At 63.8% G+C, this 19983-nt stretch carries 17 protein-coding genes and 1 tRNA gene; 14 read left to right on the top strand and 4 right to left on the bottom strand.

Annotation, left to right across the window (positions count from 1 at the left end; translation table 11 throughout):
• The first annotated feature begins 9 nt into the window (after window positions 1–9).
• The 9 genes from GTP69_RS19710 (at window position 10) to GTP69_RS19670 (ending at window position 10192) form a co-directional block, all read left to right on the top strand.
• Complete coding sequence (locus GTP69_RS19710; RefSeq protein WP_161056446.1) at window positions 10–1236, top strand: exonuclease SbcCD subunit D C-terminal domain-containing protein; 1227 nt, start codon at window positions 10–12, stop codon at window positions 1234–1236.
• A complete protein-coding gene (locus GTP69_RS19705) occupies window positions 1233–5153 on the top strand; it encodes an AAA family ATPase (protein ID WP_161056445.1) in 3921 nt (1306 codons plus the stop codon). The genes GTP69_RS19710 and GTP69_RS19705 overlap by 4 nt, the downstream gene beginning before the upstream one ends.
• A gap of 8 nt (window positions 5154–5161) precedes the next feature.
• Window positions 5162–6301 (top strand): serine hydrolase domain-containing protein, encoded by a 1140-nt coding sequence (locus tag GTP69_RS19700; RefSeq protein WP_161056444.1) that lies wholly within the window; start codon window positions 5162–5164, stop codon window positions 6299–6301.
• Between the two features lie 53 nt (window positions 6302–6354).
• A complete protein-coding gene (locus GTP69_RS19695) occupies window positions 6355–6867 on the top strand; it encodes a putative metalloprotease CJM1_0395 family protein (RefSeq protein WP_161056443.1) in 513 nt (170 codons plus the stop codon).
• Window positions 6868–6910: 43 nt separating this feature from the next.
• A complete protein-coding gene (locus GTP69_RS19690) occupies window positions 6911–7120 on the top strand; it encodes a hypothetical protein (protein ID WP_110848759.1) in 210 nt (69 codons plus the stop codon).
• A gap of 78 nt (window positions 7121–7198) precedes the next feature.
• Window positions 7199–8113, top strand: a complete 915-nt coding sequence (locus GTP69_RS19685; protein WP_161056442.1) for a hypothetical protein — start codon at window positions 7199–7201, stop codon at window positions 8111–8113.
• 87 nt (window positions 8114–8200) lie between these two features.
• Window positions 8201–9370, top strand: coding sequence for a methyltransferase (locus GTP69_RS19680; RefSeq protein WP_161056441.1), 1170 nt, complete (start codon window positions 8201–8203; stop codon window positions 9368–9370).
• Between the two features lie 54 nt (window positions 9371–9424).
• Window positions 9425–10054 carry a LysE family translocator gene (locus tag GTP69_RS19675; protein ID WP_161056440.1) on the top strand — a complete coding sequence of 210 codons (630 nt, stop codon included), beginning with the start codon at window positions 9425–9427 and terminating at the stop codon, window positions 10052–10054.
• A 61-nt stretch (window positions 10055–10115) separates the two neighbouring features.
• Window positions 10116–10192: transfer RNA gene (locus GTP69_RS19670), tRNA-Met, on the top strand.
• A gap of 51 nt (window positions 10193–10243) precedes the next feature.
• Here the strand turns inward: GTP69_RS19670 and GTP69_RS19665 are convergent.
• Window positions 10244–10684: a cupin domain-containing protein gene (locus tag GTP69_RS19665; RefSeq protein WP_161056439.1), complete on the bottom strand. Its 441-nt coding sequence runs from the start codon at window positions 10682–10684 to the stop codon at window positions 10244–10246.
• Window positions 10685–10880: 196 nt separating this feature from the next.
• On the opposite strand from GTP69_RS19665, the gene GTP69_RS19660 reads away from it, so the two are divergent.
• The 4 genes from GTP69_RS19660 to dbpA all read left to right on the top strand — a co-directional run bounded on the left by GTP69_RS19660 (window position 10881) and on the right by dbpA (window position 15589).
• A complete protein-coding gene (locus tag GTP69_RS19660) occupies window positions 10881–12005 on the top strand; it encodes a sensor histidine kinase (protein ID WP_161056438.1) in 1125 nt (374 codons plus the stop codon).
• Between the two features lie 70 nt (window positions 12006–12075).
• Window positions 12076–13737: an acid phosphatase gene (locus tag GTP69_RS19655; protein WP_161056437.1), complete on the top strand. Its 1662-nt coding sequence runs from the start codon at window positions 12076–12078 to the stop codon at window positions 13735–13737.
• An 86-nt stretch (window positions 13738–13823) separates the two neighbouring features.
• The gene (locus GTP69_RS19650) at window positions 13824–14048 is read left to right on the top strand and encodes a hypothetical protein (RefSeq protein WP_110848767.1); all 225 of its coding nucleotides are present in this window, start codon (window positions 13824–13826) and stop codon (window positions 14046–14048) included.
• Between the two features lie 131 nt (window positions 14049–14179).
• Window positions 14180–15589, top strand: coding sequence for an ATP-dependent RNA helicase DbpA (gene dbpA / locus GTP69_RS19645; protein ID WP_161051241.1), 1410 nt, complete (start codon window positions 14180–14182; stop codon window positions 15587–15589).
• Between the two features lie 20 nt (window positions 15590–15609).
• Here dbpA and GTP69_RS19640 read toward each other — a convergent pair whose 3' ends face one another.
• A complete protein-coding gene (locus tag GTP69_RS19640; RefSeq protein ID WP_202424497.1) occupies window positions 15610–16761 on the bottom strand; it encodes an MFS transporter in 1152 nt (383 codons plus the stop codon).
• Window positions 16762–16898: 137 nt separating this feature from the next.
• Between GTP69_RS19640 and GTP69_RS19635 the strand changes: the two genes are divergently transcribed.
• The gene (locus tag GTP69_RS19635) at window positions 16899–17708 is read left to right on the top strand and encodes an AraC family transcriptional regulator (protein WP_161056435.1); all 810 of its coding nucleotides are present in this window, start codon (window positions 16899–16901) and stop codon (window positions 17706–17708) included.
• Here the strand turns inward: GTP69_RS19635 and GTP69_RS19630 are convergent.
• Both GTP69_RS19630 and GTP69_RS19625 read right to left on the bottom strand, forming a co-directional pair.
• Window positions 17689–19170, bottom strand: coding sequence for a sensor histidine kinase (locus tag GTP69_RS19630; protein WP_161056434.1), 1482 nt, complete (start codon window positions 19168–19170; stop codon window positions 17689–17691). The two genes, GTP69_RS19635 and GTP69_RS19630, sit on opposite strands and share 20 nt — an antisense overlap.
• Window positions 19167–19883 carry a response regulator transcription factor gene (locus tag GTP69_RS19625; protein ID WP_161047116.1) on the bottom strand — a complete coding sequence of 239 codons (717 nt, stop codon included), beginning with the start codon at window positions 19881–19883 and terminating at the stop codon, window positions 19167–19169. The genes GTP69_RS19630 and GTP69_RS19625 overlap by 4 nt, the downstream gene beginning before the upstream one ends.
• Window positions 19884–19983 lie beyond the last annotated feature (100 nt).

The raw sequence follows: 19983 nt of genomic DNA, 5'->3' as shown, positions 1-19983 counted from the left end.
CTATTTTTCATGCGTCTGCTGCACACCTCCGACTGGCATCTCGGCCAATCCCTGCATAATTTCGAGCGTCATTACGAACACCAGCGTTTTCTCGACTGGCTGTTGGACGCCATCGTCGCCGAACAGGCCGACGTGCTGCTGATCGCAGGGGATATTTACGATAACGCCAACCCGTCATCCGCCTCGCAAAAGCAGCTGTACCGCTTCCTGCGGATCGCCAAAGAGCGCGCGCCGCATCTGAACCTGATCATCATCGCCGGCAACCACGATTCGCCGGGCCGGCTGGATGCGCCCGGACCGCTGCTGGAAGCCCACGGCACGCGCGTGATCGGCGCCGTGCAGCGCAATGCCGATGGCGAGATCGATGTCGAATCACTGGTGCTGCCGCTGACGGGCCGCAGCGGCGCAGTCGAGGCCTGGTGCCTGGCCGTGCCGTTCCTGCGTCCCGGCGACGTGCCGCGCGTGGCCACTGAAGATGGCGCCGATCCTTATCTGGCCGGCATCGCCACGCTGTATCAGCAGGCGTTTGCGCTGGCGCTGAGCAAGCGCCAGGACGGCCAGGCTATCGTCGCCATGGGCCACTGCCATATGGTGGATGGGCAGATGTCCAACGATTCGGAACGCCGCATCGTTATTGGCGGCACCGAGATGCTGCCGGCCGGGATCTTCGATCCGGCCATCGCCTACGCGGCGCTGGGTCACTTGCACTTGGCGCAGAACGTCGGCAAGCAGGAACATATCCGCTACTCCGGCAGCCCGCTGCCGCTATCCTTCGCCGAGGTGAATTACGCGCACCAGATTTTGCGCATCGACCTCGATGGCCCGGTGCTGCGCGAGATTGTGCCAGTACCTGTGCCGCGCGCGGTGGAGCTGCTGCGCGTGCCATCCAAGCCGGCGCCGCTAACGCAGGTGCTGGAGGAACTGGCCGCGCTGTCGCCGCCGGATGCGCCGGTGGAACAGCAGCCGTATCTGGAAGTGCGCGTGCTGCTGGAGCAACCGGAGCCCGGCCTGCGCGCGCGCATCGAAGCGGCACTGGACGGCAAGCCGGTACGGCTGGCGAAGATTGAAACCTCAACCGCCGCCCGCGCCTCTTCCATCGACAAGGAAGTGATGACGCTGGACCAGCTGGAGAAGCTCAAGCCCGACGACATTTTCAGGCAGCTGTACCAGCAGCGCTTCGGCAATGAAGCGCCGGCCGATCAACTGAGCGCCTTTGCGGAGTTGATGCTGCCATGAGAATCCTGAAAATCAGCGGCAAGAACCTGGCCTCGCTGGCCGAGGAATTCAGCGTCAATTTTGAAGCGGAGCCGTTGGCCTCCACCGGCCTGTTCGCCATCAGCGGCCCGACCGGCGCCGGCAAAAGTACCTTGCTGGACGCCCTGTGCCTGGCGCTGTACGACGCCACGCCACGCCTGCTGCGCGTGGCGGGACGCAATTATCTGGCCGACGTCGGCAACGAGACCGTCTCCACGCAAGACCCGCGCACGCTGCTGCGTCGCGGCACGGCGGAAGGTTATGCGGAAGTGGACTTCGTCGGCAGCGACGGCGCCTCGTACCGCGCACGCTGGAGCGTGCGCCGCTCCCGCACCAAGGCGGAAGGCGCTCTGCAACCGACCACCATGTCACTCAAGCTGCTGCCATCGGAACAGCTGATTGGCGCCACCAAGACCGAGGTCAAGGCGGAAATCGAAAAACGCATTGGCCTGTCGTTTGAACAGTTCACGCGCGCGGTGCTGCTGGCGCAGAATGAGTTTTCAGCCTTCCTGAAAGCCGAGGACAACGAGCGCGGAGAACTGCTGGAGACGCTGACCGGCAGCACCGTCTATTCCGAAATCTCGATCCGCGCCTTTGAGCGCAACAAGCTGGAACAGGCCGCGCTGCAAAAACTGAACCTGCGCCTGGCCGACCAGAAGCCGCTTAACGCCGAGGAGCGCGCCGAGCTGCTGGCGAAAAGCGCCGACGCCGGCGTCGCCCTGCAAGCGCTGGATCAGCAGAAGGCGGAGCTGGAGCAGGAACTGCGCTGGCACCAGCAGGCGGAACGCCTCGAACAGGAAGAACAAGCCGCGCGCCAGGCCAGCGCCGACGCGCAAGCCTCGGTGGAAGCCGCGGCACCGCGCCGCGCCGCATTGGCGCGCATCGACGCCGTGCAACCGGCACGTCCGCTGGCAGAGGATATTCGCCGCATCGACGGCGACATCACCGCCACGCAGGAAGCCATCGTCGCCGGCACGCACAACGTGCAGCAGGCCGCGCTGGGGCTGGAACAGGCCAATGCCGCACAGGCGCAAGCCGCCGCCGGCCAGCAGGAAGCGGAAGCCGCGCAGCGCGCCGCCGCACCGCAGCTGGATCAGGCCAAGGCGCTGGACGCCCGCATCGAAGCGATGCTTCCCGCATGGCGGCAGGCCTCTGCCGCGTGCGAGAAAGCCGACCAATCCGACGCCGCGGCAAAAGCTGCACTGCAATCGCGTCAAGGCGAACTTGCGCGCCTGACGGCGCAGCAACAGGCTGGCGTCACATGGCTGGAGCAGCACAAACACTGGAAGGCCTTGGCGCAGCAGTGGGAGCGTTGGGACGTGCTGTTCGTGCAGGCCGGCCAGGCTGCCGCGCAGGCAGAACGTTTGCATGCCGGTTTATCGCGCGTGCAGCGCAACGCGCAACTGCATCGCGACGAGGAAGCTGACGCCAGCACCAGGCTGGCAGGCGCCGTCGAAGCGCTGCAAACGCTGGAGCTTCAGCGCCAGCAAACCGCGCAGCACCTTGCCTCGTATTCGATCGAGCAGTTGCAGGCTTCGCGCACCAGTTGGGAGCAGTACCGCAGCCGCCTGACCGGCGCGGAGAAAATCTGGGTGGATTTGGACTCTCGCCAGACCCGCAACGCGCAAATCGAATCGCAATCGGCGCAACTGCGCCAGACGATGACTGCCGCCGAAACGCAATTGGTGGCCGCGCAGCAGGAAGGCATCGCCATTCTGGCGACTTGCGTGCAGGCGGAACGTTCGCTCAAGCTGGCGGAAGCCGCCACTGCAGCCAGCGTGGAATCGCTGCGCCAGACTTTGGAAGACGACACGCCCTGCCCGGTGTGCGGCGCCAAGGACCATCCGTATCGCCACAACGACGACAGCCTGCAAACCATGCTGCGCGAGTTGCAGGGCGATGTGGCGCGCAGCCGTCAGCAGCTGGAAGTCAACGTCAATCAACAGGCCGCGCAGCGCGCCACCGCGCAGGCCAGCGCCGATCATCTCAGCGTACTGGCGGCAGAGCAGCGCTCGTTGCAGCAGCAGTTGGAACGCGTGTCTGCCACGTGGTCCGCGCATGCGCTGGTAGTCGCCAACGCGGTGCCGCCGGAGGCCGAACGCACGCAGTGGTTCATCGACAAGCTGACAGAGGCGCAGCAAGGACTGGAAGCCGTCGAGCAGCAGGAGCGCGAGGTGCAAGCGGCGCGTGTAGCGCGCGACCAGGCGCAAACGGCTTACGAGCGCTTTGCAGCCGAACATACGCGACTGCAAACCGTGGCTGCCGCCGCCAAGGCCGCACTGGCGCAAGCGAATACCGAATACAAGGCGCTGGAAGATCAGCGCATCGAAGTGGCGCTGGTGTTGAGCGGCCTGCTGGCCGATCTGGATTCGGCTTTCAGCGGCGGCGATATTCCGAGCGAAGAATGGAAGGAAGACTGGAGGTCCGGCCCGGCGCGGTTTTACGAAGCACGTCAGGCCGAGAGCAAGCAGTGGCTGGCACAGCGCGCGGCATATGACGACCGCGCAGCAGGCATGGCCGCCATTGAGGTCGAGCTGAAAGGCTTGAACGACGCGCTGGCCAAGGCCGACCAGGACGCCCTCGCCGCGCGCGCTGCGTTCACGTCTGTCGATGCGGGCGTAAAAGCCAGTCAGGAACAGCGCATGGCGATGTGGGGCGGCAAGGAGATTCGCGACGTCGAAACCGCGCTGCAAGCCGCCATCGATGCCGCCAAAGCGCGCCATGCGGCCAGCCAGGCCGCCGCGCAGCAAGCAACGCAAGCCCGCACGCGCGCCGACGAAGCACTGGTGCAGGCAGGCAATCGTCTCGCCACGCTGCACGCATCCGCCACCACCGCCGCCGCGCGCCTGGAAGACTGGCTGACCACATTCCAGCAGCGCCAGCCCGACGCCGGCCTGCACGATCTGACGCAACTACGCGACCTGCTCGCCCTGTCCGCCGACGACATCAACAGCGAGCGCGAAGCCCTGCAAACACTGGCCCGCGCCGCCGACCAGGCCACGACGGTGCTGCAAGAACGCCAGCGCCAGCGTGAACAGCACCAACTCACCGCCCCGCCGCCACGCACCGCCGCCCAAACGTCGGACGACGCGGAAAATTCCGGCTCCGCGCCGCCCGCCAGCGCTAACGCCAAGGCCGCAGACGGCTCCGCGCCGGCCATCGCCGATCTGTGGTCCGAAGCGCTGCCGGAATCCGCGCCAGCCGCCGACGAAGCGCCAGCCGAGCCGCCGGCCATGGTCATCGCCGCCCTGCTCAACGCCCTGCTAGCCGAACGCAAAACCGCCAACGACCACGCCACCGCGCTGCACCTCGCGCTGGCGCAAGACGACGACAAGCGCCACCGCTCAAGCGCCATGCTGGCCGAAATCGAACACCAGGAATCCATCACCCAGCGCTGGGCGCGAATGGATGACCTGATCGGCTCCGCCGACGGCAAACGCTTCCGCAACTACGCCCAGCAATTCACGCTGGACGTCCTGCTGGGCTACGCCAACGCCCACCTCAACCACCTGTCGCGCCGCTACCAGCTGGAACGCATCCAGAACAACGCCGCGCCATCGCTCGCCCTGCTGGTGCGCGACCAGGACATGGGCGGCGAAATGCGCTCCGTGCACTCGCTGTCCGGCGGCGAGTCCTTCCTGGTCTCGCTGGCACTGGCACTGGGACTGGCCTCGCTCTCTTCCAACCGCGTGCGCGTCGAATCGCTGTTCATCGACGAAGGCTTCGGCAGCCTGGATGCCGACACCCTGCGCGTGGCCATGGATGCTTTGGACGGCCTGCAAGCAATGGGCCGCAAGGTCGGCGTCATCTCCCACGTACAGGAAATGACCGAGCGGATCTCGGCCAGAATCCTGGTCCAACCATCCGCCGGTGGCCGCAGCACCATCAGCGTTCAATAGGAGCTTGCATGCGCCGCGCCGTTCTTTGCTTGCTGTTTCCCTTGTCGGCCGGCGCAGCCACCTGCGCCATCCCCACCATCCAAACCGACGGCTGGGAACTCAGCACGCCTGAAGCCAGCGGCTTCAATCCCACCACCCTGTGCCTGACGCTGACCGCCATCGCCCAGGGTAAGGACAACATCCACAGCATCGTCATCGAACGCCATGGCAAACTGGTGGCCGAGATGTACCGCAGCGGCAAGGACAAATCGATCGCCCGTGGACTCGGCGTATGGCCGCCGTTCGCGCCGACCGTCAACTTCGGCCCGGACACGCTGCACGACAACCGCTCCATCGGCAAAAGCGTCATCAGCCTGTTGGTCGGCATCGAAAAACAGCAAGGCAAAATCGCCAGCCTCGCCACGCCGGTGCTGGACTACTACCCGGAATACAAAGACCTGCACTCCCCCGCGCTGGACGCTATCAACCTCGAACACCTGTTGACCATGAGCGGCGGCTGGAAATGGGACGAAGGCGCGCAGCCCAACAACGAGATGCGCCTGTTCTGGAAAACCGATCCGGTACGCTACGTGCTGGAACGGCCGATCGAAGCGCCGCCCGGCACCAAGTGGAACTACAACGGCGGCGGCACCTTGATCCTGGCCGACATCGTCAGCCGCGTCGCCGGCAAGCCCTGGCTGGACGTGGCCAGCGCCGAATTGTTCGCGCCACTCGGCATCACCCAATGGCAGTGGGTGACCGACCTGCGCGGCCGCCCCGCGTCGTTCGCCGGCCTGCGCCTGCGTCCACGCGACATGGCCAAGCTGGGACGCCTGATGCTGAACCACGGCCGCTGGAACGGCCGCCAATTGGTGGCGGAAGACTGGATCGACGCCTCGCTCAAGCCACGCCTGAGCGTCGGCTTCCGCAGCCCAGGCGACCAGCCGGACGAAATCCATTACGGCTACCAGTGGTGGGCCGGCACGGCGGCGTGGAAGGATCACCGCGTCGCCTGGAACGCCGGCTTTGGCAACGGCGGCCAGCGCATCTTCATCGTGCCGGAACTGGATCTGACGCTGGTGGTCACCGCCGGCGATTACGGCTCCGATGACATGGGCGCCAAGGTCAATCGCCTGCTGCACACCGTGGTGGCCACCGTCACCGAATAGGATGTAGCGCCGCGCTGTTTTTTTGCTATCATTCAGAGGGAGGTTCTCATCCCATGAATGTCGGCGCCATCCCATCCAGCTATGCCACCGTTCCGGCGACGCGCTTTGCGCCAGCGCCGCCGACGGCTAGCGCTGCGCCGCAAGCCACGCCATCGGCCACCACGCAGCTGTCGGAAGCAGCGCTGGCCATGCTGGATAAGCTCAAATCCCGTGACCTCGAAGTGCGCCAGCACGAACAAGCCCACCTGGCCGCTGCCGGCGGACTGGCCACCTCCGGCGCATCCTACACCTATCAGCGCGGCCCGAACGGCGTCGATTACGCTACCGGCGGCGAAGTCAATATCGACACCTCGCCCGGCGCCACGCCGCAAGAAACCATTGAACGCGCGCGCACCATCCAGGCGGCGGCGCTGGCCCCGGCCGAACCGTCCAGCGCCGATCGCGCGGTTGCCTCCCAGGCGCAGCAGATGGAAAACCAGGCCCGCGCCGAACTGGCGCAGCAGAAAACCCAGAACGCCTATGGCGCCGTGCCGGCGGCCGCGCCCTCGGTGGATATCTATGCGTGAGTGATAAAATCCCGCCTTTGCCTTTTCAAGCAGCGATACAACCATGTTAAAAGCACCACGCACCCTCACCTTCAAATGCGTTAAATGCGCCAAAGCCGTGCAAGTCCGCCTGCAAAAGGTGTCGGCCTGCTCGCATATCCAGCCTTACGTGGGTGTTTGCGCCTGCGGCGAAGTGAAACATCACGCCATCGGCCAGAAAGACGCCGTGCAATCCTACCTGGCCGCACCAGAGGGCTGGACCCACCACCATTAATTTACGCGCCGCGCCCTCAAGTAATCGACTACGATACCGTTAATTATTGTAGAAGTTACATTGAAACCGGAATCTGCCATGTCTACCATCTCGAATCTGGGCGCGCGCCTGCCATCGCTCTTCACCGGCACGCAAGCCGACCCGAAAACGCCGGCCTTGCAGAAAACGCAAGGTGTCTCCGCTGCCAACTCGTCCAGCAAGGCGCTGGACCTGGACAGCCGCGTCGCCTCGCTCGGCAACGCCACGGTGGATTTCGCCCAGAGTTTCGTCAATAGCTTCACGCAAGCGCTGTTCGGCGACGACGCCAAGGGCGCAGTGATCGATTTCGACTCGGCCAGCCTGGAAGCCAGTTCCAGCGTCGCCGTCGGCTACCAGCACACCTCCGGCTACCAGCACACCTCCGGCGCCCAGGGCACCACCGATGCCGCGGCCTTCAGCCTGACCGACAGTTCGCACTTCGTCGGCAAAGGCACCATCACCACCGCCGACGGCCGCAAGTTCGATTTTGAAGTGGAAGTCCAGTACAACGCCGAGCTGAGTGCGGCAGCCAGCCAATCCAGCAGCGCCGACAACGCCAGCAGCGCGCAGCCGGCCAAGCAGTCCGGCGATGGCAAGTCGACCAAAGATCTGCCAAGCGTGCAGCTGCCGAACATCGACTTCCCCGGCACGCTGGCGGATCTGTTCCAATTGATAGGCCGCGATTTGCAAACAGCGCTGTCCACCTCCAACAACAGCAACGACAAATCCGACGGCATCGACCGCAACACGCTGCGCGGCCTGTCGCTGCGCTTGCTCAATCTGGTCGACAGCAAGGACACCAACACCTACGCACCGCCAACGGCTGCAGACAAAGCCAAGGCAGCCGCCAGCGCCACCGATACGCCAGCCAGCACCGATGTCACGACGCCAACGACGGCGGCAAGCACGCCAGCCGCCGCCGATGCTGCAGCCGCTGCCGACGACACAACGCCGACCAACACCGCATCAACCTGAGCGCCGCCCGGCTGACCGGTATAATAGCGACACTTTCCGCTACGCCGCCTGGCGTAGCGCGTCCTATATTCTGCCGATAGCCCCCACATGCCCGAACAAATTACCTCCTCCCCGACGCCATCACACATCCATTGGGAGGAGAACGGCGAACCACGCTCCGCGCGCTGGCGCTCCGAAGCCGGCATGCCGCCGCCAAAACGCGTGGTCATCGCCGACGACCGCACCAACGCCGATGTAGCTTATCGCCTGGCCTGCGAAGGCACCGCACTGCTGTGGCGCGGCGACTTCCAGAATGCGCGCCAGCTGCTGCAAGCGCTGGCCCGCCGCGCCGACCACAAAGCCAAGCCGGCTAAAAAGAACAAGCCAGCCAAGATTCCCGCCACGCCGACCGAAGCCTTCCACCTGCATCGCCAGGCGCAGTCGCAACGCGCGCGCACGCTGGCCATGCTGCTGATTCCTTTCGAGGATGGCTACACCATCCCGCTGCGCCGCGCGCCGGACGTCAAGCTGGCCTGCAACGAAGCCTATGGCCGCTATGAAGAACCGTTCATCGCCTCGCTGCGCGAACTGCTTGGCCTGATCGGCGCGCACGAATGGCGCCGCACCGGCGTCGAGATTCCGGCACTGGAAGCGCGCATCCATCCGCACTACGGCGTGTTCTCGCCGGTGCGTGGCGAATACGTGCAAATGGTGGCCGATGCGCCACTGCCGGCCGGCGTCAATCTGGCGTTCGACATCGGCGTCGGTACCGGCGTGCTGTCGGCGGTGTTGGCCAAGCGCGGCATAGCACGCGTGGTCGGCACCGACCAGGATCAGCGCGCGCTGAGCTGCGCCCGCGAAAACCTGGCGCTGCTGGGCTTCGATAACAAAGTCGAATTGCGCGTGGCCGATTTGTTCCCCGAAGGCCGCGCGCCGCTGGTGGTGTGTAATCCACCGTGGGTGCCGGCGCGTCCGAGTTCGCCGATTGAATACGCGGTCTACGATCCGGACAGCCGCATGCTGCGCGGCTTCCTGGCCGGCCTCTCCGAGCATCTGACGCCGGGCGGCGAAGGATGGCTGATCCTGTCCGACCTGGCCGAGCACCTTGGCCTGCGTCCGCGCGAACAGCTACTGGAATGGATCGCCGCCGCCGGCTTGAAAGTCACCGGCCGCCAGGACGTGCGCCCAACCCACCCGCGCGCCAGCGACGACACCGATCCCCTCCACACCGCCCGCGCGGCTGAAGTGACGTCGCTGTGGCGACTGGCAGCGGCCTGAACCGCCTACGAAGGTGATGCTAGAATTTGCTGATCTTCTTTTCGGAGTGACCGCATGTTTGACTTGTCCAATCTCGCCGCCTTCGTTGTCATCGTCCTCGGTCTGTTCCTGATTCCCGGTCCGGCGGTGCTGCTGGTGCTGACCCGCACCGTCCAGGGCGGCCGCAAGACCGGCATCCTCACCGGCCTTGGCATCGCCGCCGGTGATTTCATCCACACGCTGTGCGCTGCCGTCGGCCTGTCCGCCTTGCTGATGACCTCATCGACTGCATTCACGATCGTCAAGTTGGCCGGTGCCGGCTATCTGATCTACATCGGCCTGCGGGCGTTTTTCGCCAACACCGGCGGCACAGCCAGTCGGCAGCCAAGCCAGCCGGTCTCGCCGCTGCAGGCTTTTCTGCAGGCCATTCCGGCGGAGGTCCTGAATCCCAAGACCGCGTTGTTCTTCCTCGCCTTCCTGCCGCAGTTTGTTCATACTGACAAGGGTCCAGCCCTACCGCAGTTTCTGGTGCTGGGGCTGATTTTTGTGGTCCTCAGCGCGCTCTATACCACCGCCATCGTCATGCTGATCAAACCGATCGGGCGCCTGACCAAACGCCTGACATGGCTGGAGCGCTGGCAAGGCAAGATTGTCGGTTCGATCTTTATTACGCTCGGCCTGAAGGTCGCAACCCAGCAGCGTTGATCTGTCACCAAACTCCGTCCTTGCGCTTTGCTGCTGACTTGTATATAATCATGGCCTCAGACGCGGGGTGGAGCAGTCTGGCAGCTCGTCGGGCTCATAACCCGAAGGTCACAGGTTCAAATCCTGTCCCCGCAACCAAATTCAGGCAGAAGCCGTTGACTCTTAATCGATTCAACGGCTTTTTGCTTTCTAGTACGGGCTGGATGCAGGCTGGCCAGCCAGATCAGTCCAGATATCGTCTGGCAGCGATCGGTCTCGCACGCAGACCCGATCGTGCTCTGGGTAGGTAATGTGATCAACCGGCGCGCGGGTGCCGACGACCAGGCAGCGCGTTTCGGCAGAACTGCGATTCTCCAGATAGTGCCCAACCGCGACGCCAGCCCGGAAAGTGGCGACGCCACCAGCACGCACCAATGTCTCGGTCGCGCCCTCCACCACTGTGATTTCGCCGGCCAGCACATAGACCATCTCATCTTCCGCGCTATGCCAATGCTTGATTGACGACCTGCCGCCTGGCTGAAGCACTTCAATGAATGCACCAAACTGCGTAAGCTCCCCCGTCTCACTAATCCAAAGTGTTTGATTCGGTTCGGTCTCGGTGGTGAGTTGATCTGGCGTGAAGACTGGCATGGATAAAGCTCCGTAAGCAAATTGGCATTACTAATGTAGCATCAACTATGCTGACGTAACAGCCCCACCCAATATCGTCCATCCAGCAATAAATCTGTGTATCATCACAGTCGAACATTTCGCTCGGTGGTCCTCATCCTCGCCCGCTCTGCCACATGCTCTTCAATTAGGCATATCACTACGCGCAAGGATCAGCATGTTGGCATCAGATCAAAAAATGAATCAGAACGGCCTGTCGGCCACCTCCAAACAAGTGTTGGCCATGCGCGATGCGGTGTTCGCGGAATGGGAAAGCCAGGTGCGCACGCTGATCAAAGGCGCGCAGCATATTCTGCACCCTACGCTGCTCAATACGCTGCCTGTCTTTTATGACAATATTGCCGAGGCACTGACGCCGAATCATCCGCGCGACGAGGCCACCAGCAACACCGACATCGCCGCCGCCCATGGCGATGAGCGCGCCCGCATGACATCCTACGAGCCGGAACAAATCGTCCAGGAATACCAGCTGTTCCGCGACGCCTTCTCGCGCGTGGCCGATGAACAGGGTGTGACGCTGAGCCGCGCCGAATGGGGCATCGTCAACGGCTCGATCGACAGCGCGGTGCGCGAGTCGATCCGCAAGTTCACCGCGATGCACGAGTCGTTCCGCCACCAGATGGCGGCTGCGCTGTCGCACGATATGCGCAGTCCCTTGTCGGTGGTGATCACGGCTGCGCATCTGCTGACCATCGGCGTGACGCCGGAGCGCACCCCGGTCCTCGCCAAAAGAATCCTCGACAACGGCCAGCGCCTGGGCACCATGATCGACGATCTGCTGGACGCGCTGAGTTTCAACCGCGGCGAAAAACTGCCACTCGACCTTAGCCAGTTCGACGTGCTGGAACTGGCGCGCGAGGTGTGCAGCGACGCCAGCGTCGCCGCGCCGGACGCCTGCACCGTCAGCGGCAGTTCCGTCACCGGCTACTGGTGCGAAAATTCGCTGCGCCGCGCGCTGGAAAACCTGGTCATCAACGCCATCAAGTACGGCGACGGCAACGGCGTCCAGATCAAGGTGGACGAGGCGCACGGCCGCATGCTGATCTCCGTGCATAACAGCGGCAACCCCATCGCCCAGGAACATCACGGCCAGGTCTTCGAATACCTGTGGCGCGATGGTAGCGCCAAGGACAAGCAAGGCTGGGGCATCGGCCTGCCGTTTGTGAAGAACGTGGCCGAGAGCCATGGCGGCAGCGTGGCGGTAGACAGCTCTGCAGCCAGCGGCACCACTTTCATCATTGATATCCCGGTGGACTGCCGGCCCTTTGTGCCGGGCGTGTGAACCTGGATCCATACCCAAGCGCCGATAAAGCTGTCACAATTATTGTTTTAGCTTAGCCACGGAGGCCCGCGTGAAGGATCAAGCACCAGCAGCAGAACAATTAGAACAAGATGCTCCCGTCAGCCCTTCGCGCCGCCGCATCTTCCAGGCAGCCGGCGCCGCCGGCCTGGCGACCTCCCTGCCAGCGCTGAGCGAAGCCGCACCGGCCAAGGCGGGTGCCAAAGGCTCGCTCGACGACAAGATCAAGTCCAACATCAAGAACGTGGTGGTGATCTATCTGGAGAACCGCAGCTTCAACAACCTGTTTGCCAACTTCCCCGGCACGGCCAATCCGCTGTCGGCTGCGCCGGCCGCCGCCTGCCAGCAGCGCGATCGCGACGGCTCGGTGCTGCCGGTGCTGCCGAAGGTCTGGGGCGGCATGGTGCCGAACACGCAGGACATTGGCGGCAAGAAGTACGCCGTCAAGGAAGACGACATCAAGAACCTGCCGAACGGCCCGTTCAAGCTGGTGGACACCGAAGGCAAGCCGCTGCCGGAAGGCGTGATCACGCGCGACCTGTGGCACTTGTTCTACCAGAACCAAATGCAGATCAACGGCGGCAAGAACGACGGCTTCGCCGCGTGGGGCAACACCGGCGGCATGGTGATGGGCTACTACGGCGAAACCAACAAGAACCTCGGTCTGTGGAAGATCGCCGAGCAGTACACGCTGTGCGATAACTTCTTCATGGCGGCCTTCGGCGGCTCCTACCTGAACCACCAGTTCCTGATCACCGGCCGCGTGCCGGAATACTTCAACGCCAAGGACACAGCGGCCAAGAAGAAGATCGCGGTGCTGGACGACGGCCCGACCGGCGTGCGCCTGTCGACCGCCAAGGATTCGCCGGCGTCGGCGCTGGACGGCCATCCGCACTTCGTCAACAACGGCGCCATCACGCCGGACGGCTACGCGGTCAACACCATGGCCCCGCCCTATCAGCCTAGCTACATCCGCCCTGCCTACGACGGCGATCCGCTGCGCGCCGATCCGAAGGACGCCAGCACGCTGCCGCCGCAAAGCTACGACACCATTGGCGATCTGCTGTCGCGCAAGAGCGTCAGCTGGGCGTGGTACGGCGGCGCGTGGCAGGCGGCATTGGATGCGCGCGGCGGCGGCGAGAAGCCGAACTTCCAGTACCACCACCAGCCATTCAACTACTTCCAGCAGTTCGCGCCCGGCACCAAGGCGCGCGACGAGCATCTGCGCGATGGCGGCCTGGGTGATAGCCCGATCTCCAACAAATTCCTGGCCGACGTGGTGGCAGGCAAACTGCCGGCGGTAAGCTTCTACAAGCCGCAAGGTAACCTGAACCTGCACGCCGGTTACTCGGATGTGGAATCCGGCGACGCCCACATTACCAATGTGGTCGAGCACTTGCGCAAGTCGCCACAGTTCAAGAACATGCTGGTGGTGATCACCTTCGACGAAAATGGCGGCTGGTGGGATCACGTCGCGCCGCCAAAGGGCGACCGCTGGGGTCCGGGTTCGCGCATTCCGGCCATCGTCATTTCGCCGTTTGCGAAAAAAGGCCATGTGGATCACAGCTTCTACGACACCACCTCGATCATGCGCTTCATCACCCGCCTGCACGACCTGCCGCTGCTGGAAGGTCTGAAGACGCGTAACGCGGCCTTCGCCGAGCGCCACGCCACGCCGCCGGGCGACCTGACGGGGGCCCTGAGCTTCCGCTGATCTGCGGCTTTGTGTTACACTGCGCGCAATTAATCCAGTAAGCTACCGGAGCCCGACTACTACAGCCGGGCTTTTGTTTTTTCCCGATGAGAGATAAAAAAGATAACGCTACGTTCGACCTGCCGGGCTTTGCCCCTGCCGCGCCGCTCGAACCGGAAGCAAAACGTCCACCACTGCCGCGCATCCGGCGGGCGACGCTCAAGCAGGAACAAATGGAACTGCTGGAACCGACCGATAACAGCGGCCTGCCGGTCTGGGTCCGCGACGAGAATCTCGACCTTACCGGTTTGCCGGTATGGAAGCGTGACTGATACGGTACAACGTCGCTACGGCCGCAGCACGCCACCGCAGCACATCACATATACACATCCCGCACAGTGGGCCAGGCTACGGTTAGCCTGTTAGACTGTGCCCATATCCTTTTTGAACAGGGTCCGCCACCATGACTTCCACCTCCTTTGCCAGCCTGCCGCTGACTCCCGCCTTCCTGGACAACCTCGACTCGCTCGGCTACAAGGAGATGACCACGATCCAGGCCCAAAGCCTGCCGTCGGTGCTGGAAGGCCGCGACCTGATCGCCCAGGCCAAGACCGGCAGCGGCAAGACCGCCGCCTTCGGCATCGGCATCCTGGCCAAGCTGAATCCTGCATGGTTTGCGGTGCAGGCGCTGGTGCTGTGCCCTACCCGCGAACTGGCCGACCAGGTGGCCAATGAACTGCGCCGCCTGGCCCGTTCGACCGGCAACGTCAAGGTGCTGGTGCTGACCGGCGGCTCGCCAATGCGGCCGCAAATCGCCTCGCTGGAACACGGCGCCCACATCATCGTCGGTACGCCGGGCCGCGTGCGCGATCACCTGGGCCGCGAAACGCTGGACCTGTCCAAGGTCGGCACGCTGGTGCTGGACGAAGCCGACCGCATGACCGACATGGGCTTCTACGACGAAATCGCCGGCATTGTCAGCGCCTGCCCGAAACGCCGTCAAACGCTGCTGTTCTCGGCCACCTACCCGGACGACATCCGCCGCGCCACCGACGACTTCCTGGTTGATCCGGTCGAAGTCACGGTCGAAGCGCAGCACGATAACGACAAGATCGAGCAGCTATTCTTCGAGATCGGTTTCGACGGCCGCAATGACGCCGTGGCGCGCCTGCTTGGCCACTACAAGCCGGTATCGGCAATCGCCTTCTGCAACACCAAGGTGCAGTGCCGTGAGCTGGTCGAGTCCCTGCAACAGAAAGGCTTCTCCGCCATGGCGCTGTATGGTGAGCTGGAACAGCGTGAGCGTGACGAGATCCTGATCCTGTTCGCCAACCGTAGCTGCTCCGTACTGGTAGCCACCGACGTCGCCGCGCGCGGCCTGGATATTCCGAATCTGGAAGCGGTGATCAACGTCGACGTCTCCAAGGACACCGAGGTGCACATTCACCGCGTCGGCCGTACCGGCCGCGGCGACGAACAAGGCCTGGCGCTGTCGCTGTGCGCGCCGAACGAGAAGAAGTGGGTCAAGCTGATCGAAGAATATCAAGGCCAGCCGGTCGAGTGGTTCGACCTGAAAAGCCTGGACGACAACGAGTACGGCGTCGATCCAGCGCCGATGATGACGCTGGTGATTTCGGGCGGTAAGAAAGACAAGCTGCGTCCGGGCGACGTGCTGGGCGCACTGACCGGCGACGCAGGCCTGAGCAAGGAACAAGTCGGCAAGATCAACGTCACCGAGTTCCAGACCTACGTCGCCATCGACCGCCGCGTGGCGTATGACGCTTTTGCTAACCTCAGCAAGGGCAATCCGCTAGGCGGCGACTTCGGCGCCTTTAAAGGCCGCAACTTCAAGATGCGCTTTATCGACGCCTGATCAGGCTTGGTGAATCAAGCTTAGTGCTTCTGCTGCTCAACGTGCGGCAGCAGCACCGTCAGGATACCCAGCAGCGGCAGGTACGAACACAGTTGGTAGACGTAAGCGATGCCGCTGATGTCTGCAATGTGGCCCATGGCCGCTGCGCCAATACCGCTGATGCCGAACATCAGACCAAAGAAGATCCCCGCTACCATGCCGACCTTGCCCGGCATGAGTTCCTGCGCAAACACCACGATCGCCGAGAAGGCCGACGAGATCACGAAGCCGATGATCACCGTCAGCGCCGCAGTCCAGAACAGGTTCACATATGGCAGCGCCAGCGTGAACGGCGCCGCGCCCAGGATCGACATCCAGATCACGCGCTTGCGGCCAATGCGGTCGCCAATCGGGCCGCCCATGAAGGTGCCCGCAGCGACAGCCGCCAGGAACAGGAACAGGTACATCTGCGCATTCGACACCGACACGCCGAATTTATCGATCAGGTAGAAGGTGTAGTAGCTGGTCAGGCTGGACATGTAGATGTACTTCGAGAAGACCAGCAGCGCCAGCACCGTCATAGCGCCATACACTTTGGCCTTGGGCAGCGGTGACACCGCCACGGCGGCAGCCTTCTTCGGCTGCGCCAGATGGTGACTGTGCCAGCGGCTCACATACACCAGCGCCGCAATCGCGGCCACCACCAGCACCGCAAACCAGGCGATGTTGGCCTGGCCACGGCCGATGATCACCGCTGCGGCCAGCACTGGCCCCAGCGCCGAACCGGCATTGCCGCCCACCTGGAACAGCGACTGCGCAAAGCCGAAACGTCCGCCTGATGCGGCACGCGCCACGCGCGAGGCTTCAGGGTGGAAGGTCGACGAACCGACGCCGATCAGCGCGGCCGAAATCAGCAGCGCGTGGAACGACGAGGCGAAGGACATCATCAACACGCCCACCAGCGTGGCCACCATCCCCATCGGCAGCAGGAACGGCATCGGGCGCTTGTCGGTGTAAGCGCCGATCCAAGGCTGCAGCAGCGACGCGGTGCACTGGAAGGTCAGCGTGATCAGGCCGACCTGGGTGAAGGTCAGGCCAAATTCGGCCTTCAGCATCGGGTAGATCGACGGCAGCATGGCCTGCGTCAGGTCATTCAGCAGGTGGACCAGCGCCACCACGCCGAGGATGCGCATGACGGTGTCGCCGTGGGGCCGGCTGATGGCGGCGGTTGCAGTAGCAGTATTCATAGTAAAGACCTTGTTTTAGGATGATGACAGTGTAATATGGTCGGCAAAGCTTGATATTCCAACTATCGTCGAATAGGTGACAAATGCCCGATGCCAGCCGCAGCACCGACCACCGCGATTACCAGCGCGTGCCGCGTGTCGTCACGGCGCTGGCGCGCGATACGGAACATGGCGTCACCGCGCCGGCGCACAGCCACGAACGCGCGCAGCTGCTGTACGCCACCCAGGGCCTGATGCGGGTACAGACCGACGACGGCGTGTGGATATTGCCGCCGCGCCGCGCGCTATGGATACCGTCCGGCGTCACGCATCACTGGACCTCGGTCAGCAAGGTCACCATGCGCACCATTTACGTGGAACCCGGCGCCGCCAGACAATTTGGCGACAGCTGCCGCGTGATCGAAGTCAGTCCGCTGCTGCGCGAGCTGATATTGGCGCTGCTGGACGAGCCGATTGAATATCCGATTCCGGGACGCGGCGAGCATCTGGCGATGCTGATCCTGTCCGAATTGAAGGCGGCGGAGACGGTGCCGATTGCGATTCCGTGGCCGCGCGACCGCCGGCTGGTGGCGGTGTGCAGCGCCATCATGGCCGATCCGGGCAGCAGCCGGAATATCGAACAGTGGGCCGATGAAGTGGGCGCCAGCGCGCGCACGCTGATCCGCCTATTCCCCAAGGAGACCGGCCTGCATTACCGCCAGTGGGTGCAGCAGGTGCATCTGGCGGAAGCTTTCAACCGTCTGGCGCAGGGCCAGAGCGTGGGCGAGATTGCTGCGACACTTGGCTATGCCAGTCCGAGCGCGTTCAGCGCCATGTTCCGCCGCATTCTCGGCAAAACGCCGCAGCATTACCTGACCGAGTGGCGCCAGCCGCTTACGCAGCATCCAGCGTAAAGCGGAACACCGCGCCCAGATCGGGTTCGCTCACCAGTTCTATGCTGCTGTGATGGAGTTGCAGGATGCGGTTGACCGTCAGCAGACCCAGGCCGCCGACACGGTATTCGCCTTGCAGCGCCACCGGGCGGCGAAACAGGTTGTCGCGCATGGCGGCTGGTACGCCGGGGCCGGTGTCGGCCACCGTCACAACGACCTTGCCGCCGGCGCCCGGCTGCACGGTGATTTCGACCTCGCCGCCGGCCGGCGTGTGGCGCAGCGCGTTATCGAATAGATTGGTCAGCACGCGCTCGATCATGCCCAGGTCCGCGCGCACCATCGGCGCTGGATGCGGCAGCGTCGCCATCAACCGCACCTGGCGTTCGGCCGCTTGCAGTTCGAATTTCTGGAACACGTCCTGGATCAGGTCCGACAGCGAGAACGCCTCCAGCTCCGGCTGCACCGAGCCATGCTCCAGGCGCGCCAGCTCGAACAAGGCCTGCGCCAGCCGCCCCACCTTCTGGCTCTGCGCCAGCGCGATGCCGAGGTAGCGCTGGCGTTCTACCGCGTCCAGCGTCTCGTCTTTCAGCGACAGCGTTTCCAGATAGCCGTGCAAGGAGCCGAGCGGCGTGCGCAGGTCGTGCGAGATATTCGCCACAACTTCGCGCCGATCGTGATCCAGCTGGCGCATGGTTTTCCATTGGTCGTTGATGCGCGAGGCCATGTCGCCAAAGGCGTGTTCCAGCACCGCGATTTCGTCGCGCTGGCTGGCGGCGTCCGGCACCGCCACTGGCAGCGTCAGTTGATCGGCCTTTGTGTCCAGCTGCCGCATGGTGGTGGTCAGCCGGCGCAGCGGCCGGGTAATCAGGCGGAAGGCAATCAGGCCGGCGATCAGTACCAGCGCAGCCACCACCACCATCGACCATAAGGTGGTGCGCAGCACCGAACTGGCGGTGGCGCGCGCGGACAGGCGGTCGTGTTCCTCGCTTTGCAAAATCACGTAGATGTAGCCGACCTTGCGTTCGCCGGCGCGCAGCACGGCCACGCTGAATACCTTGCGGCCAGTCTCGCTGCGCGGATCGTCGCCTTGTATCGGCAGCGGTTCGTTGGCCAGCAGGCGACGGATCGGCTCCAGGCCGACATGGTCGCGCTTCAGGCTTCCATTCGGCGCGGCGTGGCCAACGATGCGGCCATCCATGTCCAGCAGGTAGACTTCCACGCTGGGATTCACATCCATCAGGCGGCTGAACAGGCGGCGGACGGCCTCGGGGCTGATGCCTTGTGTGGCGGTGGTGTCGTCTTCCGCATGCATCAGCTGCGCGTCCAGCGCAATGCTGCGCGCCAGTCCGCGCGAAAGGCCCTGCACCACTTCCTTCTCGTGCATGATGTTGGCGCGGATCTGCAGCCATGCGGATGCGCCGCAACAGGCCAGCAGCAGGATCGAGAACACCAGCGACAGGCGCTGCGACAGCGTCAGGTTCATGCTGACTCGCCGGCGCTGGCGTATCTGTAGCCTTTGCCCCAGACGGTGAGAATGCGCGTGGGGTCGGCCGGATCGGCTTCGATCTTGGCGCGCAGGCGGTTGATGTGGGTGTTGACGGTGTGCTCGTAGCCGTCATGCTGGTAGCCCCACACCTGGTTCAGCAAGTCCAGCCGCGAAAACACCTTTTCGGGATGCTTGATGAAGAAGTACAGCAGGTCGAATTCGCGCGGAGTCAGGTCCAGCGCACTGCCGTTGACGCTGGCCTGGCGCGTCAACGGATCGACGCGCACACCGTTCAGCTCCAGCGCCCCGCCCTCGTTGCGCTGGTTGCGCGACATGGCGTCGGCCCGGCGCAGCAGCGCTTTCACGCGCGCCACCAGTTCCAAGACCGAGAACGGCTTGGGCAGATAATCGTCCGCGCCCAGTTCCAGGCCAAGGATGCGGTGTACCTCGCTGGCACGCGCGCTGGTGATGATAATCGGCGTATAAGTCGTCATGGCGCGCGCCTGGCGGCAGATTTCCAGGCCATCCACGCCGGGCAGCATGATGTCGAGGATGAGCGCATCCCAGCCGCCGGTGCGCACCTGGGCCAGGCCTTGCGCGCCATCGGCGCAATGCGTCACCTGATACCCCTCATCCTGGAGGTGCATGCGCAGCAGGTCTGCGATATGTATGTCGTCTTCGACAATTAAGACACGTTTAGCGGGTTCCATGGTCCGTATTGTGCAGGATTCCAGCGATGAAAAGTATCACAAATCGTTTACGTTTACGTGAGGATTTTGTCAGCACTGGGAGCGCAGAATGGCTCCATCG

It is taken from the genome of Duganella levis (genome assembly GCF_009857605.1).
Classification (GTDB): domain Bacteria; phylum Pseudomonadota; class Gammaproteobacteria; order Burkholderiales; family Burkholderiaceae_D; genus Rugamonas; species Rugamonas levis.
Note: the sequence above shows the minus strand (reverse complement) of the source record. Positions and strands in the feature narration are given on the sequence as shown.

Bases quoted from the DNA above. Each gene is read 5' to 3' on its own strand.
- dbpA (WP_161051241.1), top strand. From the start codon at position 14,180: ATGACTTCCACCTCCTTTGCCAGCCTGCCGCTGACTCCCGCCTTCCTG.
- GTP69_RS19650 (WP_110848767.1), top strand. From the start codon at position 13,824: ATGAGAGATAAAAAAGATAACGCTACGTTCGACCTGCCGGGCTTTGCC.
- GTP69_RS19685 (WP_161056442.1), top strand. From the start codon at position 7,199: ATGTCTACCATCTCGAATCTGGGCGCGCGCCTGCCATCGCTCTTCACC.
- GTP69_RS19625 (WP_161047116.1), bottom strand. From the start codon at position 19,883: ATGGAACCCGCTAAACGTGTCTTAATTGTCGAAGACGACATACATATC.
- GTP69_RS19705 (WP_161056445.1), top strand. From the start codon at position 1,233: ATGAGAATCCTGAAAATCAGCGGCAAGAACCTGGCCTCGCTGGCCGAG.
- GTP69_RS19710 (WP_161056446.1), top strand. From the start codon at position 10: ATGCGTCTGCTGCACACCTCCGACTGGCATCTCGGCCAATCCCTGCAT.
- GTP69_RS19690 (WP_110848759.1), top strand. From the start codon at position 6,911: ATGTTAAAAGCACCACGCACCCTCACCTTCAAATGCGTTAAATGCGCC.
- GTP69_RS19640 (WP_202424497.1), bottom strand. From the start codon at position 16,761: ATGCGCATCCTCGGCGTGGTGGCGCTGGTCCACCTGCTGAATGACCTG.
- GTP69_RS19675 (WP_161056440.1), top strand. From the start codon at position 9,425: ATGTTTGACTTGTCCAATCTCGCCGCCTTCGTTGTCATCGTCCTCGGT.
- GTP69_RS19700 (WP_161056444.1), top strand. From the start codon at position 5,162: ATGCGCCGCGCCGTTCTTTGCTTGCTGTTTCCCTTGTCGGCCGGCGCA.
- GTP69_RS19680 (WP_161056441.1), top strand. From the start codon at position 8,201: ATGCCCGAACAAATTACCTCCTCCCCGACGCCATCACACATCCATTGG.
- GTP69_RS19635 (WP_161056435.1), top strand. From the start codon at position 16,899: ATGCCCGATGCCAGCCGCAGCACCGACCACCGCGATTACCAGCGCGTG.
- GTP69_RS19665 (WP_161056439.1), bottom strand. From the start codon at position 10,684: ATGCCAGTCTTCACGCCAGATCAACTCACCACCGAGACCGAACCGAAT.
- GTP69_RS19695 (WP_161056443.1), top strand. From the start codon at position 6,355: ATGAATGTCGGCGCCATCCCATCCAGCTATGCCACCGTTCCGGCGACG.
- GTP69_RS19630 (WP_161056434.1), bottom strand. From the start codon at position 19,170: ATGAACCTGACGCTGTCGCAGCGCCTGTCGCTGGTGTTCTCGATCCTG.
- GTP69_RS19660 (WP_161056438.1), top strand. From the start codon at position 10,881: ATGTTGGCATCAGATCAAAAAATGAATCAGAACGGCCTGTCGGCCACC.